Source organism: Pedobacter sp. KBS0701 (assembly GCF_005938645.2).
Taxonomy (GTDB): Bacteria; Bacteroidota; Bacteroidia; order Sphingobacteriales; family Sphingobacteriaceae; genus Pedobacter.
This window is the reverse complement of the sequence record NZ_CP042171.1, coordinates 2,873,771-2,891,227: the sequence shown is the minus strand read 5'-3', so window position 1 is coordinate 2,891,227 and position 17,457 is coordinate 2,873,771. Positions and strand designations below refer to the sequence as shown.

Genomic DNA, 17,457 nt, shown 5'->3' with positions numbered 1-17,457 from the left:
AGCTTAACACCAAACGCAATCCGCTTTACTCAAACGCTTTACACCATGCTCCCTGCCCTTTGCTGTTAATAAGTAAACTATGTTGACAATGTAAACTTGTTAACAATTATTTAAAGCATTAAATTTGTGCTACGATTAATGAATTTCAAACATACTATATAATGTCACAAGAAAACGAGCACGTTCAGTGTTTAATTATAGGTTCTGGCCCTGCAGGTTATACTGCTGCAATTTATGCTGCCAGAGCTGATTTAAAACCAATAATGTATACCGGTATGCAAGCTGGCGGACAGCTTACGCAAACTACGGATGTAGAAAATTTCCCGGGTTACCCGCAAGGAATTATGGGACCAGAAATGATGGAAGATTTCCGCAAGCAGGCAGAGCGTTTTGGCACCGATATCCGTTTCGGTTATGTAAGTTCGGTAGACTTCTCTTCAACTCCTCATAAAGTAGTGGTTGACGAAATTAAAACCATTACAGCTGATACTGTAATTATTGCTACGGGTGCAACTGCCAAATGGTTGGGTTTACCAAGCGAGCAGCAATACAATGGTTTTGGTGTTTCGGCATGTGCAGTATGCGATGGTTTCTTTTTTAAAGGTCAGGATGTTGCCATTGTAGGTGCTGGGGATACTGCAGCTGAAGAAGCAACTTATTTAGCAAAACTTTGTAAAACTGTGCACTTATTGGTGCGTAGAGATGAGTTTAGAGCTTCTAAAGCAATGGTAAGCCGCGTATTGACAACACCAAATATTGTGGTTCATTACAATACTGAAACCCAAGAGATTCTAGGTAACGGCAAAAATGTAACTGCAGTTAAAGTTTTAAATAACAAAACAGGTGTCGAATCTGATATTGCCGTAGAAGGGTTCTTCGTGGCTATTGGTCATAAACCTAACACCGATATTTTTAAAGGCCAGTTAGATATGGATGAAACCGGTTATTTAACCACTAAACCAGGTTCTACCTTAACCAATATCGAAGGCGTTTTTGCCTGCGGCGATGTGCAGGATATGTATTACCGTCAGGCAGTAACTGCTGCGGGTTCTGGTTGTATGGCTGCTCTTGATGCCGAAAGGTATCTGGCCGCTAAAGAACATCCGGTAGAAGCTTAAGAATAATTTGAAAATATTTTGAAAGGGAGAAATCAGCAAAGGTTTCTCTTTTTTTTATATATGGCCATCATCTCGATCACGCCAATCGTCATCTCGAGCGAACCCGATAGCCATCGGGTGAAACGCAGTCGGGAGATCTGTTAAAGCAAATCTTATTTTATAAAACCTCCATTTTTTTAGAAAGCAAGTGCAGGAGTTCTTTTTATTGTTCGTCCTGCTTTTCATTACAAGTCCGCACTCGTACCTCGCTTGCGTGCTTTTCATTTCAATCAGGTTAAAATACACAGTTTCCTGCTGCTATTAGCGGTTTAATAGCATAGTGCCCATGGTTTCTTCTGCAACTGCAACCCCAAATAGTTTAACCTGCCTTGCCACCTAAACCCGATCTGAGCGAGATGCCAATTTCCTTCAAATTGGCAGAAGCGGGAGCGGGACTACCTGAACCAAAACGCTGCTGTACCCGATTTCCAAAAAAAAGACTAAGGCTTCCATTATCATAGCTTATCAGAAACATTGGAAAAACGTTTTAATAAATATTGTTTAGATTTATCTGCATTATGCGGTGCAGTCAAACGTTTGATTCCTATTGTAACAAGAATGTGGGATTTGTAATATCTCCATAATCTCTATCTTGGTTCAAATATTAGTTTAAGTCATAAAATCTACACAAAAAATGAACAAAGCATTATCGGTTTTTATTGGAGTATTAATCAGTACGGCTGCATTTGCGCAGGGTGATCCTAATCTGGGTATTATACCTGCACCGGTAGCCATTACCAGGGCCAACGGAAATTTCGTATTAGATAAAACCACAGTTTTAGTCAATCAAAGCATCGACGGCGCAAAGATGGCTGATTTATTAAACGCTTTTATCGTTACCAAGGCGGGTTTTGCCCTAAGAGAGACTAAAATAACCCAACCTAACCAAAGGGCTATCATTTTAACATCTGCTGGAGCAGATCAATTACCTGCCGAAGGTTATACCATTAAAGTTACACCAAAACAAGTTGTTTTAGCAGGAAAAGGTGCAGGCCTGTTTTATGCCGTCCAATCGGTTATGCAGATGATGCCGGATAAAATTGCCGATAAAATTACCATCCCTGCTGTTAATATCAACGATTATCCTCGTTTTGCCTACCGTGGAACGATGCTGGATGTAAGCCGTCATTTCTTCCCGATTTCTTTTATCAAAAAGTACATCGATCAGTTGGCTTATTATAAAATCAATACTTTTCACTGGCATTTAACTGATGATCAGGGCTGGAGACTGGAGATAAAAAAATATCCAAAACTAATTGAGATTGGTTCTTCCCGTAACGGTACCATAATCGGTAATTACCCGGGTAATGGCAATTACCTTACCCCGGTTAAAGGTTACTATACGCAGGAAGAAGCCAAAGATATTGTTAAATATGCCGCTGCTAAGTACATTACCGTAATACCCGAAATTGAATTGCCAGGACATGCATCGGCAGCAATTGCAGCTTATCCGGAATTAAGCTGTTTCCCTGGCCGCGATACTTTTATCAGCGATAAAACACCATGGGCCGGAAGCAGAAAAGGGAAACAGGTACAACAAACCTGGGGCGTTTTTGATGATATTTTTGTGCCCTCAGAAAATACTTTTACTTTCCTGAACAATATTCTGGATGAGGTAATTGCTATTTTCCCTTCAAAATACATCCATATTGGTGGTGATGAAGCGCCAAAAACCTATTGGAAAGAATCACCGTTTTGCCAGTCTTTAATGAAAGAGAAAGGTTTGAAGGATGAACACGAATTACAGAGTTATTTTATCCAGACAATTGAAAAACATGTAAATAGCAAAGGACGTTCGATTATTGGCTGGGACGAGATTTTAGAAGGTGGTTTAGCGCCAAATGCAACAGTAATGAGCTGGAGAGGTGAAGATGGTGGAATTGCAGCTGCACAACAAAAACACGACGTAATTATGACCCCGGGATCGATGGGTTTGTATATTGATCATAAACAATCTAATTCTCCTGATGAGCCGGTTACCATAGGTGGTTTTGCACCTTATCAAAAAATATATGCTTATGATCCGATTCCGAAGGTATTAACGGCCGACGAAAGGAAATACATTAAAGGTGTACAGGCAAATATGTGGACAGAGTATATTAAAACCCCTGAAAAAGCAGAAAATCATGCTTTCCCGAGGATATTGGCTTTATCAGAGATTGCCTGGTCACCGGTTGAACGTAAAGATTTGAAAAATTTTAGCGAAGTGCGTTTGCCAGCACATTTGGCCCGCTTAGATAAAATGAATGTTAACTACTGGGTACCTACACCGATAGGTCAAAGTGATAAAGCTTTAACCGGTGGCGATTTTACCATTGATTTAAAAGCACCAGTTGCAGGAGCTAAAATTTATTATTCGATTGATTTATCCCGCCCATCCGAAAATGCATTTTTATATACATCGCCAATTAAAATTAACATTCCGCAAGGTGAGAAGAGGGTATTAAAAACCATTGTAATTGCCCCAAGCGGTAGAAGAAGCGTAGTTACCGAAACGGTTTTAAACAACGGAGCACCCGAAGTTAAAGCGGAAGCGAAGAAATAAAATTTATTGCTTTGATAGGCTAAAATACTTAATTTGGGGGCAACCAAAATGAACCCAAATAGAATGAAACTACAAAAATACACATTGCAGCACCTTTTGTTAATGACAGGGGTGCTGTTTTGTTTTGCATGCACCGAAGAAAAACCTAAAGAAATTAAAACAGAAACGGTCAAAGTAGAAAAGAATCCCTTCCGCTTTTATAAAGATATAGAAGTAAAACCAGGGTTAAATTTCGAAATTGTAAGCTGGGGAAAAGGAGTAGACTCTATTGGTGGGTACCAGATCTTAATGTCTGATTCAATCCGTAATAATTACCGTTCAGCAGCTGTTGATCGTAAAGGCATTATTACCGATGCCTGGAACATGGATCTTGACAATGATGGAAATCCTGAGCTATATATCCAGTTGTTAAGCAAAAAGAATATTTTAGATTTAAATGTGTTCGAATATGCGGGTGGAGATTTCAATAAAATCAGTTTCCCATCTTTAAGCACAAACCAGAAAAAAGGTTATGCAGGCAACGATAAATTTTTCATCAAAAACGGTGATCTTTTCCGCTCTTTTCCTGTAAAAGATATAGCAGATAGCACTAAAACGATTAACAGAACACTGCAATATAAGTTAAGTGGCAATAGTTTTTCGGCAGGTGAGGTGAAGTAGAGTACAGAAGGTGGAAGGTTTTAAGGTAGAAGGTTTAAGACTAAAGACCAAAGCTGAAAGGCTTATGGCGCTAAGCGTAGAGCATATGGCGGAGTAACACTTCCATTTCAATAGTCCGTCATTTCGAGCGGAGTGCAACGCAGTCGAGAAATCTATCTAGGCAGATCTCTCCGTTCCGCTGCGCTTCAGTCGAGATGACGGCCATCTTTATTGCGATTAGTTTAAATTTAAAACAATGAACAACCAGAAATTTTCAATTATCGATCGCATAAAGAGCTTTAAATATGCATTTAATGGGTTAAAACTCTTTTTTATGACCGAACATAATGGTCGTGTTCATTTATTTGCCACAATAGTTGCCATTGCGTTGTCTTTTTATCTTAAAATTTCAGGTTTAGAATGGATTGCGATTTTATCGGTTATTTCTGCGGTTTTTGTGGCTGAGATCCTTAATTCAGCTATCGAAAAACTGGCGGATTTGGTTTCGCCTGATTATCATCCGAAAATTAAAATAGTAAAAGATTTGGCGGCTGCTGCAGTTTTGGTTTCTGCATTCCTGGCGATAGCTGTTGGTTTTATAGTTTTTGTTCCGAAACTATTTTTGTAGCTCAGCCATAGCAGTCCTAGACTCCTCAATCTTCTCTTGAATAATCTCATCCCACCGGGCCTGCATTTTATGGTTACTGCCGTGCTCAGTCTCTTCATCATAGTTACGTTGCATGGTATCGAAATAATTGCTGATCTGATTGGCAAGCTCAGATATTTGAGCTTTATAGTTGTTTACAGAATAGTTTCTGTTTTTCAATACCCTTTCGGCTTCTAAAAGTAAAATATATTGAATATCAGCATGTCCTTGCTCATGGTGTAAAAGACTGGCACTAATTTCAGGGTCTTTAATTTTATCCCATTTTACCCACGATCTGGTTTTATCAATACTGACATCGTTTTTAAGCTTAATTACTACTCTGTTACGGTAAACCGTGCTCTCATAGCTGTATTTCCAGGTCATGGCAGTTAAAGCAAAAAATGGCGAGCGCATATCTGCTTTTCCTTTGAAATGGGTTTCCCAATCCAGTTGTACCGGTTGATTAAGGTCTTGTTTAAAAGCAAAAGTGCAGGGTAAAACCAGCAAAAATAATAAGGGGATAATCAGTTTTTTCATGTGTTGATTTTTACAATGAAAAAACCGTGCCTAAATTATTCGTGGGTAGAAATCTGTCCGCTAATCCTTTCGAATTTCTCAATCAGCAGTGAAATTCGTTCTTTTTCGCGTTTAATTACAGCCTTTCGCAATATAGTTGAGCAAAATAGTATCCATGAAAAAGTTAATACAATTGCAGCTACTTTTTGAGCCATGCTCAAATAGGTTAAAATTTCAATGAAATAAAATATAATTCCCAATGATAATGCAATAGCGTAAAACCAATATAGCGAATTGTAAAGTTTATACCGGTTTAATTGATATGTTTTTAAATTATTCAGGTATTCGTGCGGATGAGCAGTAGCATCATTTTTAGCAATCAAACGGTGATCGCGATATAGAATGAGTGTATATACACCAATAACAACAATCGTAATACTGATACCTACATGGGTTGTCCACGATTCGAAGTGAAAAAATATCCATAATGCAGCAATGGCAATAAAGGATGCCAGCATGCCTAAAATGTTCAAAGCAGATTTTAGCTTTAGGCCATTTACTTCTTTCTTCGCTTGTTGTAACATTTCATCAGCAGAAACTTTAACTTCTACCTCGTGCTTTTGCCACAATTCCTGTATTTGATCAAACGCTTGCATACTGGTTATATAGTTCTGTTAATTTTTGTTTAATGCGGTGAATTTTTACCCTCAAATTGCCTTCGCTTATACCTGAGATATCGGCAATTTCATGATATGGTAACTCATCTAAAACCATGGTAATAATTAAACGGTCATTTTCTTCGAGTTTAGAAATGCAGGTATAAAGCAGGGCAACCTGTTCATTTTTCTCAGAAAATTCTTCAATTTTATTCTCAATTATATTATCTGTCAATTCATCTTTTGCCTGACGTTTTTCTGAGCGTAAATAAGTAAGACAGGTATTTACGGCAATTCTATAAATCCAGGTAGATATTAAAGATTTGTTTCTGAATTTATCCAGATTTTGCCAAACCTTCAAAAAAGTTTCCTGCAAAAGATCATTTGCGGCGTCAGTATCGCCGGTATAACCATAACATAAATGGAATATTTTTTTGGAATTCGAGTCGAAGATCTGCTTAAATAACTTGTCTTTTTGTTCCATTTAGAGGTTTATCGTTGCGTTTTAGATGTTGGTTCACTTTTTTTGTTACACGAGGAAGCGAAAATAATATATTTTTAATGCTCTGTATCAAAATTTGTTACAAGCGGTAAATATCGTAGTTTTACCGAATTAAGTTGCCACAAACTTTTTTATTCATGAAGAAAAACAAACTCACGCTTTTTATTTTTATAGCGCTGATTGCAGGGATTGCATTGGGGTATATTTTAAACGTAAATTCCATCAATGTTTATAATCAGAATATCCTGAATGCGGATGCAAAGGTTAAAAGTATAGAAGTAAACATTGCAAAATCGACCGATACGACAAGTGTTGCTTACACACAGCTAAAGGCTGAAAAAAAGGCCAATTCCAAAATTAAAAAAGAAAATGAAGACATTAGGGAGAAAAAGTTAGAATATTTTACGCTCTTGAGCGATATTTTTCTCCGTCTGATTAAAATGATTGTAGCCCCATTGGTATTCACCACGCTGGTTGTTGGCGTAGCTAAAGTTGGCGACATTAAAGCGGTCGGTCGTATTGGCGGTAAAACATTGGGCTGGTTTCTAGCCATGTCGTTAATGTCGCTGGTACTGGGGATGATTCTGGTGAACCTATTCGAGCCTGGAAGGCACATGAAATTATCATTACCCGATCATTTGGTGAATACAGGCATCCAGAAAGCCGCCATGAGCGTTAAAGATTTTATTGCCCATGTTTTCCCGAAAAGTATTGCCGAATCAATGGCGAATAATGAAATTTTACAGATTGTGGTATTTTCATTGTTTTTTGGTGTGGCAACGGCCGCAATTGGTGATTTAGGCCAGGTGGTAATTAAAACTTTTGATGCCATTGCACATGTGATCTTAAAAATGACCGGTTATGTGATGAATTTTGCACCATTGGCCGTTTTTGGTGCAATGACGGCAATCATAGCTAAGCAAGGACTTAATGTTTTGAATACTTATGCCATATTCATTGGCGAGTTTTACCTCGGATTGGGGATTTTATGGTGCGTGTTGATCTTTTTAGGCTTTTTGGTGCTGAAAAAACGCATCTTCCGCTTAGTAAACGATATGAAGGAACCAGCCATTCTGGCTTTCAGTACCGCAAGTAGCGAAGCCGCTTATCCAAAAACCATGATGCTTTTAGAGCGTTTTGGTTGTAAGGATAAAATTGTAAGTTTCGTTTTACCATTGGGTTATTCATTTAACCTGGATGGTTCAATGATGTATATGACTTTTGCTTCTCTGTTTATCGCGCAGGCCTATGGTATTCATTTAGGTTTTGAGCAGCAAATTTCGATGTTGTTAATCCTGATGTTAACCAGTAAAGGGATTGCTGGTGTACCAAGAGCATCGCTGGTAGTTATTGCCGGAACCATTGCCAGTTTCAATATTCCCGAAGCAGGTTTAGCCTTATTAATCGGTATCGATCCTTTATTGGATATGGGCCGTTCAGCAACCAATGTAGTGGGTAACAGTATTGCAACCGCTGTTGTAAGTAAGTGGGAAGGGGAACTTAAAGAGTCGGAAGTCTAGAGTCATCAGTTCTGAGTCTGTTTTTAATATTCAATTATTCACTCATTCAATAACGCTCTGATTCAATCATTCAAAATTCATTCATTCAATTAATAATACAAAAAGTGTCAAGCAGAGGAAAAAAAATATTTTTAGCCATTACCATCATCGTGCCGATGATCATTTATTGTTACATCTATTACAAACCAATCATTCAGAATGCCCCCTTTAGAAAAAACGATTTTGTCTCAATGGAATATAAATGGGGGATAAAAGATTCCTTAGAGAACCATTACAATTCTGCAACTGGCGATTACCAGTATGTTAATGGTGCCGATTCTGTAATTAAGAAGAAAATCTTTTTAAAGAATGACGATATTCTTTACATGCATGGCAAAGCCAATGAAATTGGACTTTGGAATTTTCCGGATACTATTGGTAAGAAAAGCGAAAAATCAAGCAAAGTACCACGCTACGATTTGCTGTTTAAATACAAAGAAAAAACAAAGCATGTAGTGATTTATGGCGATTTTGATGGCAATCCCAAATTATTAGATGCAGCAGTACAGATGCGCAAAGTTATTGATCAAACCTTACTGGAGGCCGAAAAAAGAAGCGGAAAATAAGTGCGTTTGGAGTTAAGAGTTTCGCGTTTGGAGTCAATCCAATCGATTCCCCTCGATTTGTCACCCTGAGCGGAGTCGAATGGTATTTAGTTTAGAGCTGGACGTTTGGCATCAGTTAACCGGTTTAACAATTAAACAGTTTGCTAATTTTTTATTTAGGATCTTTTCGTATATTTACGATATATTCGTAAGTATGGAAAAATTAACTTTGCAGGAAGAAGAAGCGATGCTGGCTGTTTGGCAGATTGGAAAAGGTTTTATCAAAGATTTTATGGACGTGCTGCCCGAGCCTAAGCCACCCTATACCACCCTGGCATCAACAGTTAAGAATCTGGAACGCAAGGGTTATCTGGTAAGCGAACGTTTTGCCAATGCCAATCGCTATAGTGCCAAGGTTAAAGAAACAGAGTATAAAAAACGCTTTATGAGCGGTTTCGTAAATAATTATTTTCAAAGTTCGTATAAGGAACTGGTTGCTTTTTTCGCAAAAGATAAAAAAATCAGTGCCGAAGAGCTTAAGGAGATTATAAATTTGATTGAAAACCCTGAAAAGTAAATGCCATGCCACATTTCTTTATCATTCTCTTAAAGATTAATCTGGTGCTGATTTTGTTTTCGGCCACCTACTACCTGGTGTTGCGGAGGTTAACTTTCTACTCCATCAACAGGATGTTTCTGCTGTTTGGGATTCTGTTTTCTTCAGCTTACCCATTTATTAACCTCACCGAATTTTTTGCTGACCGGAAAGCAGTTCCGGCCTTTGTACCCCGATTAAATCAACAGGTAAGTCAACTGGTGCAGCAAGATGCTGTTTCGGTATTCTGGCAGGTATTAACCTTGCTTTTTTATGTGGGCGTGCTAGTAATGGCCTTAAGGTTATTGATCCAGTTTATCTCGCTTTACAGGATGCATAAAAATTCTTCGCCCGATCGCCTGGCTGATTATAAGGTGAGGATATTGAATGATCAGGTGAGTCCCTTTAGTTTTTGGCAAACCATTTATATCAACCCCAGACTGCATAAAAGGCAGGATTTAAATAATATCCTCGAGCACGAAAAAGTGCATGTAGAAGAGTGGCATACGGTAGATATTATCCTGGCCGAAATTTGCGTGGTTTTTTATTGGTTTAATCCTGGTGTTTGGCTAATGAAAAAAGCTGTACGCGAAAACATCGAATTTATTACAGATGCTAAGATCTTAAAAAAAGGAATCGATAAAAAAGCCTACCAGTACAGTTTATTAGATGTGGGTACTTTACAGCCATCAGTAGCTATAGTTAATAATTTTAACCTGTCTGATCTTAAGAAACGGATTAAAATGATGAACGCCAAACGTTCATCGAAGGTGAATTTAACACGGTATTTATTTGTATTGCCGATATTGCTTTGCGTTACCCTGGCATTTACTATCGATAAAAAGGAGGTTAAAAAACATTTTGCACCTTTAAGTAAAATGGTGAATGAGGTTTTACCAGAAAAGGTACCCGAAATGCAGGAAAAAACCAAAGCGGTTTTAAAACCAAAAGCAAAAAAGAAAATATCGATCGGTACGCTGAAAGAACCGGACACGGTTAACAAAATGACTTTCATTATCAAAAGCATAACCAATGGAGTAGATTCTTCGAGAAGATCGGTTGAGGATATGTTAAAAGGCTTAGGTAAGAAAGTGAAGATCATGAGCTTTAAAACGGACGGTGATTTTAAAGGAAAAACTTTTGTGCAGCACTTTAACTTTACAGATACGGTAAAATCGGATCATAAAAATATCGAGATAAAAGTTTTAACTAAACATGGTGGAGACCTGCAAGAACTGCCGATGCCAGGAAAAAAGGGGGTAGGCTATATGTATACCATAAAATCAACCGCAACAATCTCTGATGCAAAAGATGGAAATCAGCCAGATGCCAATGGAATAATGATTGCAGAAAGTACATCGTATTTTCTGAATGGAAATAAGATTACAAAAGAAGAACTGGATAAACTGAACCTGAATAAAGTTTCTGATATGAAAATTGATAGAAATAATCAGACTATTCAGATTACAACAAAACCATAATTTCCCGCAGTTGCCGTCATTTCAAGCGGAGCAAAGCGTAGCCGGGAGCCGCAATTGATCACCGAAACTAAATCAACTATAGCTATCTCTCCTGAAGGTTTGGGACTGCGCTACAGGAGATGACTATTAGACGATTTGAATTTAGTAAAATCGTCATTTAGACGCAGTGGAGAAATCTTTAACCTTGGCTTAAAGCGTCTTTAAAAGATCTCTCCATTCTGCTGCGCTTCAGTCGAGATGCCGCCGCCGGTACTTAAAAACTAAAAGTCGCCTTCAACATCGCCACCCTACCCGGAATATAATATGTTCCCGTGGTAAGTGAATTTGCTGAAAGGTAAACCGCATTAAAGCTTTTGATATTAGCCAGGTTGGTAACGCCAAATTCAAAATCTGTTTTCATTTTCAGGTACTTGTATTTGATATTCGTATCCGCAAAAAGATATTTTAAATTGGGTTGTGTAGATTGATGTGTAAATAAATGTTCGGCCGATAGATTTATATATACATTTCTGAAAGTGGTAATGGCCAGGGTAGACTGCTGCCTGAGCTGCTGAAAATTTGTTTTGATGGCGTCGGCCACTTTAGCTTTATTATCGGTAACCGAAAAATTTGCCAGGTAAGACCAATTGATAAAGTTGGTGAGTTTTGCTTCTATTCCAAGTTTGTAAGAAATGGTTTGTGCATTAAATGCAAAAAGTTCGTTGTTTTGTAATTGATCATATTGGCTCTGTGAAAAACTAATACCTCCACTTACTGTGCTTTTCAGCACAAAAAGGTATTTGCTGGCATTTGCATTAAAAAATAGGGTGCGGATGTGGTTGCTCAATGGCAGTACCACCCTTTGCTGGATGTTATTACTTAAAATGTACGAAGAAATGGTGTTCAGTTGGGCATCACTGTAATTAGCAGTTAAATTTACAAATAACATCTGCATAGCTTTTCTGAAATTAAACCCTGCGCCAACGTTATGAGTTTTAGATTCCGAAATGGGGGCATTATTGGCAAGAAGAGACCGATAGTTTTTTAATACTGTGCCCCGGTAAACATCATCTATTCCTCCTAAATCGTTTCGGAAGCTATAATTTGCTGTCACATAATTTTCAACGCTGGTTTGATATTTGATATTCAGAGAAGGGTTTAGAAACAATTTATTCAGGCGCTTATCCAATTGATTGATGTCATCACTGTATTTAATCAGATTATAACTTAAAGGCAAGCTTAATCCAGCTTTTAATTTATCGTTGGTAAATTCGTAGGTGGCATCGGTATATATCTTGGTTTTTAGCCAATCTAGATCATTTACGGTATTGCCAGATACGAGTTCGGTTTGCTGGTTGTTCTGTGTGCGGTAAAGTTCCGAATTGAGCTTTTGCTGCTGCACATTAAAACCTGCCTTATACATTTGAACGAAATGTTTGTTTACAAAAGCAAAAGAAGCATAGTTATTGGTGTACCAGGTTGGTATTTTGATATACTGGCTTAAACCAAGATAACTGTTACCATTGTTTAAAATATCAGCATTAAGACCCGGTGTTATGTTTAAGTTTTCTGGCTGTGTAGTGCGGTTTAAATAGGAGTACAGGTTAATTATATCTTCTGACTTTAGCTTTTTACGGTAATTGAACTCGTTCGAAATATCTAGTGTTTCCTGCCGCAGTACCTGATTAGCCGCCACGTTATTGATTACAAAACCCGAAGAAGTTTTAAAAGGCGCATAATCGAGTACAAAATTATTGTTCAGGTAGTATTTTTCTGCATTTCCGTTCAGGTTAAATTGCGTCCTTAATTTTTGTGGATTAATAGCATTGTTCTGCGATTCTGAATAGCTGATGGTCTGGTCTGAAAGATAGGTCTGTGAAAATTTATTGTACTGCTGATTGCGCTGATCGTACAGGTACGAAAGGTTTGCCCTTAACTGCAGATCCTGGTTAAACTTGTATAGATTATTTAAGTTCAGTAATCCTGCCTTATTAAAAAGGTACCTGCTTTGTGGCAAGGAGGGCACTCCCGCGGCTCCGGTAGAAAGCAGGTCACCTGGTCTGTCATTATCCAGCTTTTTTAAGTAATCAGACAGGTTGTGCGAGGTAAGATCAATACCCGGGTCATTGCCAATGTTATTACCTTTTATGTTATTGATAAATTTGAGCTTTTTATTAAAAAGCATGGCCGTCAGGTTTTCATCAAAACGCGCTGGCATACCCGCGCCAACAGTGGCATCACCCATTACTTTAAGCTTGGCTTCGTCTTTAAGCACCAGATTAAGTGCTACATCATCGCTCATGTTGTTTTTACGCATCATTTTAATCGGCTGATCATTCTGGATCACCTGTACCTTATCTACCGCGTCCTGTGGAATACTTTTGGTGCCAATATTATACTTATCATCCAAAAGGTTATCACCGTCTACATAAAGGCTGGAAATGGATTTTCCGTTATAACTGATTTTTCCATCTTCGGCGACTTCTATCCCTGGCATTTTTTTTAGTACGTCACCAATGCTTCTGTCCTGTTTATCGGCGAAATCAGATGGCTTGTAATTTAAGGTATCACCTCTTGCCGTTAGAGACGGACGGTTTTTTACCGTTACAGTTTCTAAGGCTGTTTCGTTGTTCTGCAAAACGAGGTCGTAACTTTTGTTCATGTCTGTAATCACCGTACTCAGTTTTTTATACCCAATGCTCGAGGCCTCTATTTTATAGTTATTAATCTGATCGTTTTTTATTAAGATGCTAAATTCACCATTGCGATTAGTTCTTGTAAAATTGATTACATTTCCCTCAGGATCCTTTAAAATTACGTTAACAGATTCTATACCTTTTCCATCGGTATCTTTAACGGAACCTCTAATTGGCTTTTGGGCAAAAACTGAAAAAGTTGCCAGCAGAAGCCAGCAAGTTAAAACGAGCTTTCTCATTTTTTGTCTTCAATTTCAACCGGGTTATTAACTTCATCCTTAGCTACTGTTGTACTGGTCTGGCGTGGTGCCTGGTTGGTTTTGAACGAACCTTGCATACCACTTGCGGCCATTTGTGCCTGCATAAAACCTTGAGGGTCCTTATCCCGTGCAGCTTTAAGCTTATCCAGCTCCTTGCGGGTAGTTTTTATGGCATCAGTTGGTAGCTTAATTTCGGGTCCGAGGTAGCTTGTGCTCACATCTATGCCTACAATTTTTACCGCACCTATACCGCCGCTCGGTGCTGCTATTTTAACTTCGCCATCAGAGTTTGATGCAGCATCCGTATCTTTTACATATTCAAGTCCGGCAAATTCAAATTTTACGTCTTTTTTATCGTCGTAAGCTTCTATAATTAAACCAGGTAAGCCATTTAATTTCCACGGGCCACTTTGAAACGGAATTTCGGTCGCAAACCAGGCTGTCCAGTTGCGGCCTTTAAAATGCGCAGTTGCTTTTTGGCAGGCAACCCCAGAAAAGCTCATTGTATCTTTTAATATCTTCCAGTCAATTGCTGTAGCGGGTTCTTCAATCAGGTAATTATTAAACAGGCGCTCTTTAGTAATCATTTTATGCTCATTCGCAAAAAAGAAATAGTCTTCCTGGGTAAGGGGGACTTTCGTTTCGCTTTTAACTTCAATTTTTAAGTTGCCGTTACCCGCTTGGTTCTTAATCTGTTCCTGTATCTGCTTTTGCATGTTTAGTGTTTGGTTCAGCTTATCGTAACTGGTAAAAACCGAAGCATTTTTACCGGTAACCAATAACATGTTCTCCACTTTAGGTTTATCTCTTTCGGTGGTATCTCTCACATGGGTAAAAGTATAACGCACCCTGGCCAGTGCTTTATCTGGTTCCTGGGCTTTGGCTGAAAGTAAAATGGCCGTAGCCAAACAGGTAGTTAAAATTCGTTTCATAATATTGGATTTAGGTTTATTTAATTTTCGTAAATCTACGAAATATTCGTAATAAAAAATTGATTTAACATTTTTTAACGAAAAGGAGATGGAAGAGGTAGAATGGGATGATAGGTAATGGGAGGGTAACGTATTTTATTCGCGAAGATACATAGACACATAATTCTTTTCGATATGTCATCTGAGCGGAGTTGAAGGACCAATATGAAGCTTGAATAGTACAGGACAAATATTTTTACGGGTTGGAAATGAGCGGCTTGTGGTTTTTGGCTGTCTTCAGTCCTGCTTTACGCTTTACTCCGTTGCACTTCGTGTTCGCTCCAATCAGGTTTAGGTACAAGGGTTCCTGCAGACTGAAACCCCGGAAATGAAGTGCTGTTTTGGTCCAATAGCCCCGGTTGAAGTGTTACCCTGCAGCAACGAGGTACGAGGAAGCGAAGCGTATAAGCGTAAAACGGGAAGAAACTTAGTTGTTTTGCACTGGCTCTGCGCTCCAATATAAGTGCTCGCTGCAATAGGCAATAGGGTGGGCTTAGTCTGGGAATTATTGAACTATGATTTTCGAAAAGTGCAATTAATATAGTCATCAAATCGATCTTGAAATCCTTAAATCTTCCTAATCCTGATCCTGTATAATGTTAAAGAAAAATATTTTCGATATCTATTTGTGTGTTAATTGAATTTGTTCTATATTTGCACCTCGTTAAATAAAAATTAAAAAACTAATATTTAAACAATGTACGCAATAGTAAATATAGCAGGGCAGCAATTTAAAGTTGCTAAAGACCAGCACCTTTTTGTACACAGATTACAAGGAGATGAAGGCGCTAGTATTGAATTTGATAATGTATTGTTGGTTGACAACGGTGGTGCAATTACTGTAGGTGCTCCTGCAGTTAAAGGTGCTAAAGTTTCAGCTAAGATCGTATCTCATTTAAAAGGTGACAAAGTAATTATTTTCCACAAAAAACGTAGAAAAGGTTACAAAAAGAAAAATGGTCACCGTCAGTTTTTCACTAAGATTCAGATCTCTGATATCACTCTATAATTAATTGTTAACCCAATAATTCGCTTTTTAGCGAGTTACAAAATATAAAATCATGGCACACAAAAAAGGAGCCGGTAGTTCGAAAAACGGACGTGAATCGCATAGTAAGCGTTTAGGTATTAAAATTTTCGGTGGGCAATTAGCTATCGCTGGAAACATTTTAGTACGTCAACGTGGAACAAAACACCATCCTGATAAAGGTGTTGGTATTGGTAGAGACCACACTTTATTTGCTTTAGTTGATGGTACCGTAATTTTCAGAAAGAAACAAGATAACAAATCTTATGTTTCTATCCTTCCTATCACTGAAGCTGAAATCGAAGCAGCAGTAGCGAAAGCACCAGTTGCTAAAAAAGCGGTTGCAGAGAAAGAAGTTGTAGCTGAAGAAGTTGAAGCAGCTCCGGTTGCTAAAAAAGCAACTACTAAAAAAGCAGCTAAAAAAGACGAAACTACTGAAGAAGCTGCACCTGCAGAATAATTAGTATCAAAGTTATAAAGGAAAGTCCCGATGCAAATCGGGACTTTTTTTGTTTGTGTATGGTTTTACTGGTTCATTAGTCATTCGTTCATTTGTCAAATCGCTTAATTGGCGCTTAATTTAAGAGACTGTTTATACAGTTCGTTAAAAATTCTCCTGTTATTTATAATTATTTTTATAACGATAAATTAACCCTCGGGCTACACATTCAGGAATCGGTTAATAGATTTCGGACTCCAGACTGCCGACTCAGGACTAACATGTTAAACCCTGTTAAATAACAAAAATTAACATTTCCAACCACTAGATTTGGGTATTAATTTAAAAATTAGTCCAAATGAATCTGAAGAAAATATCCTTATTAATTTTATCGCTTATTTCCGGCCGGTTATTGTATGGGCAGGAGGTAGAAGAAAATATCCGCATGGTAAAGCCATTTAAGGCCGATGGTGTGGCAAACGAATGGAACGAGCCTCTTAACCAATACAACGATGCTACCAAACTAGCCTTTGCCTTGGCTAACGACGATAAAAATTTGTATATCATTATAGAATCATTAGATCCTCAGACTACTTTTAGTGTGTTAAGAGGTGGTATTACTTTAAATATTAATACAGCAGGAAAAAAGAAGGATGGGATGAAGTTAACTTTTCCGCTGATGGAAAGACCACCAATGCAGAAAGAAGGAGAAGAGCATCATGAGCATACTGCTTTACCTCCTGATAAAGAGATGCATGATCAGGTGATGATGAATAAAAGTATTAGGGTTGCAGGATTTAAAAATATTCCTGATGGTGAATTGCCAGCAATAAATCAAGATGGTATTGAAACGGGAATGAGCATTCATCCAAACAGAGATCTGATTTATGAACTGAGCATTCCATTGGCGCAACTACAGGTCGGTCTGGATCTTAAAAAACCACTTGTTTACAATATTAAAATAAATGAACCTGGTAAATCCGGTTTCAAAAGAGAAGGTACTCCTGAAGGAGGAAACAGAAGTGTGGGAAGATCTGGAGGTGGAGGTAGAGGAGGAATGGGAGGTGGTGGCATGGGCAGAAGTGGCCGTGGCGGTATGGGTGGCGGAGGAAAAATGGGTGGCGGCCAGAGACCAATGCAAGGTGGCGAATCAGCTGCTAAATCAGCTGATTTTTGGATTAAATATAAATTGGTGAAAGCTTAAGGAAATATAGGAAGTACGTCATCTTGACTGAAGCGCAGCG

At 38.3% G+C, this 17,457-nt stretch carries 17 protein-coding genes; 11 read left to right on the top strand and 6 right to left on the bottom strand.

Annotated features, from left to right (window positions below):
* The first annotated feature begins 161 nt into the window (after nucleotides 1-161).
* Nucleotides 162-1,118: a thioredoxin-disulfide reductase gene (gene trxB / locus FFJ24_RS11645; protein ID WP_138821660.1), complete on the top strand. Its 957-nt coding sequence runs from the start codon at nucleotides 162-164 to the stop codon at nucleotides 1,116-1,118.
* 358 nt (nucleotides 1,119-1,476) lie between these two features.
* Here trxB and FFJ24_RS26105 read toward each other — a convergent pair whose 3' ends face one another.
* Nucleotides 1,477-1,632: a hypothetical protein gene (locus tag FFJ24_RS26105; RefSeq protein WP_168202460.1), complete on the bottom strand. Its 156-nt coding sequence runs from the start codon at nucleotides 1,630-1,632 to the stop codon at nucleotides 1,477-1,479.
* Between the two features lie 159 nt (nucleotides 1,633-1,791).
* On the opposite strand from FFJ24_RS26105, the gene FFJ24_RS11640 reads away from it, so the two are divergent.
* The 3 genes from FFJ24_RS11640 (at nucleotide 1,792) to FFJ24_RS11630 (ending at nucleotide 4,969) form a co-directional block, all read left to right on the top strand.
* The gene (locus FFJ24_RS11640; protein ID WP_138821659.1) at nucleotides 1,792-3,702 is read left to right on the top strand and encodes a beta-N-acetylhexosaminidase; all 1,911 of its coding nucleotides are present in this window, start codon (nucleotides 1,792-1,794) and stop codon (nucleotides 3,700-3,702) included.
* Nucleotides 3,703-3,765: 63 nt separating this feature from the next.
* The gene (locus tag FFJ24_RS11635) at nucleotides 3,766-4,362 is read left to right on the top strand and encodes a hypothetical protein (RefSeq protein WP_138821658.1); all 597 of its coding nucleotides are present in this window, start codon (nucleotides 3,766-3,768) and stop codon (nucleotides 4,360-4,362) included.
* Between the two features lie 235 nt (nucleotides 4,363-4,597).
* Nucleotides 4,598-4,969 (top strand): diacylglycerol kinase family protein, encoded by a 372-nt coding sequence (locus FFJ24_RS11630; RefSeq protein WP_138821657.1) that lies wholly within the window; start codon nucleotides 4,598-4,600, stop codon nucleotides 4,967-4,969.
* Here the strand turns inward: FFJ24_RS11630 and FFJ24_RS11625 are convergent.
* Genes FFJ24_RS11625 through FFJ24_RS11615 form a run of 3 tightly spaced genes read right to left on the bottom strand, consistent with a single transcriptional unit; the run spans nucleotide 4,958 to nucleotide 6,643 of the window.
* Complete coding sequence (locus FFJ24_RS11625; protein WP_138821656.1) at nucleotides 4,958-5,524, bottom strand: DUF922 domain-containing protein; 567 nt, start codon at nucleotides 5,522-5,524, stop codon at nucleotides 4,958-4,960. The genes FFJ24_RS11630 and FFJ24_RS11625 overlap by 12 nt on opposite strands.
* A gap of 35 nt (nucleotides 5,525-5,559) precedes the next feature.
* Complete coding sequence (locus tag FFJ24_RS11620) at nucleotides 5,560-6,159, bottom strand: hypothetical protein (protein WP_138821655.1); 600 nt, start codon at nucleotides 6,157-6,159, stop codon at nucleotides 5,560-5,562.
* Nucleotides 6,146-6,643, bottom strand: coding sequence for an RNA polymerase sigma factor (locus tag FFJ24_RS11615; RefSeq protein WP_138821654.1), 498 nt, complete (start codon nucleotides 6,641-6,643; stop codon nucleotides 6,146-6,148). The genes FFJ24_RS11620 and FFJ24_RS11615 overlap by 14 nt, the downstream gene beginning before the upstream one ends.
* A 155-nt stretch (nucleotides 6,644-6,798) precedes the next feature.
* On the opposite strand from FFJ24_RS11615, the gene FFJ24_RS11610 reads away from it, so the two are divergent.
* The 4 genes from FFJ24_RS11610 (at nucleotide 6,799) to FFJ24_RS11595 (ending at nucleotide 10,841) form a co-directional block, all read left to right on the top strand.
* On the top strand, nucleotides 6,799-8,181 hold the full coding sequence (locus FFJ24_RS11610; RefSeq protein ID WP_138821653.1) for a dicarboxylate/amino acid:cation symporter: 1,383 nt from the start codon (nucleotides 6,799-6,801) through the stop codon (nucleotides 8,179-8,181).
* A gap of 104 nt (nucleotides 8,182-8,285) precedes the next feature.
* A complete protein-coding gene (locus tag FFJ24_RS11605) occupies nucleotides 8,286-8,786 on the top strand; it encodes a hypothetical protein (protein WP_138821652.1) in 501 nt (166 codons plus the stop codon).
* A gap of 193 nt (nucleotides 8,787-8,979) precedes the next feature.
* Nucleotides 8,980-9,342 (top strand): BlaI/MecI/CopY family transcriptional regulator, encoded by a 363-nt coding sequence (locus FFJ24_RS11600; protein WP_025146770.1) that lies wholly within the window; start codon nucleotides 8,980-8,982, stop codon nucleotides 9,340-9,342.
* Between the two features lie 5 nt (nucleotides 9,343-9,347).
* Nucleotides 9,348-10,841: a M56 family metallopeptidase gene (locus FFJ24_RS11595; protein WP_138821651.1), complete on the top strand. Its 1,494-nt coding sequence runs from the start codon at nucleotides 9,348-9,350 to the stop codon at nucleotides 10,839-10,841.
* Between the two features lie 253 nt (nucleotides 10,842-11,094).
* Here FFJ24_RS11595 and FFJ24_RS11590 read toward each other — a convergent pair whose 3' ends face one another.
* Together FFJ24_RS11590 and FFJ24_RS11585 are read right to left on the bottom strand one after the other, a co-directional pair.
* Complete coding sequence (locus FFJ24_RS11590; protein ID WP_138821650.1) at nucleotides 11,095-13,755, bottom strand: TonB-dependent receptor; 2,661 nt, start codon at nucleotides 13,753-13,755, stop codon at nucleotides 11,095-11,097.
* Complete coding sequence (locus FFJ24_RS11585; protein ID WP_138821649.1) at nucleotides 13,752-14,708, bottom strand: GLPGLI family protein; 957 nt, start codon at nucleotides 14,706-14,708, stop codon at nucleotides 13,752-13,754. Before FFJ24_RS11585 ends, FFJ24_RS11590 begins: the two co-directional genes overlap by 4 nt.
* A gap of 736 nt (nucleotides 14,709-15,444) precedes the next feature.
* On the opposite strand from FFJ24_RS11585, the gene rplU reads away from it, so the two are divergent.
* The 3 genes from rplU to FFJ24_RS11570 all read left to right on the top strand — a co-directional run bounded on the left by rplU (nucleotide 15,445) and on the right by FFJ24_RS11570 (nucleotide 17,417).
* On the top strand, nucleotides 15,445-15,756 hold the full coding sequence (gene rplU / locus FFJ24_RS11580; protein ID WP_025146774.1) for a 50S ribosomal protein L21: 312 nt from the start codon (nucleotides 15,445-15,447) through the stop codon (nucleotides 15,754-15,756).
* A 52-nt stretch (nucleotides 15,757-15,808) separates the two neighbouring features.
* Nucleotides 15,809-16,234: a 50S ribosomal protein L27 gene (gene rpmA, locus FFJ24_RS11575; RefSeq protein WP_138821648.1), complete on the top strand. Its 426-nt coding sequence runs from the start codon at nucleotides 15,809-15,811 to the stop codon at nucleotides 16,232-16,234.
* A 337-nt stretch (nucleotides 16,235-16,571) separates the two neighbouring features.
* A complete protein-coding gene (locus FFJ24_RS11570) occupies nucleotides 16,572-17,417 on the top strand; it encodes a hypothetical protein (protein ID WP_138821647.1) in 846 nt (281 codons plus the stop codon).
* Nucleotides 17,418-17,457: the final 40 nt, after the last annotated feature.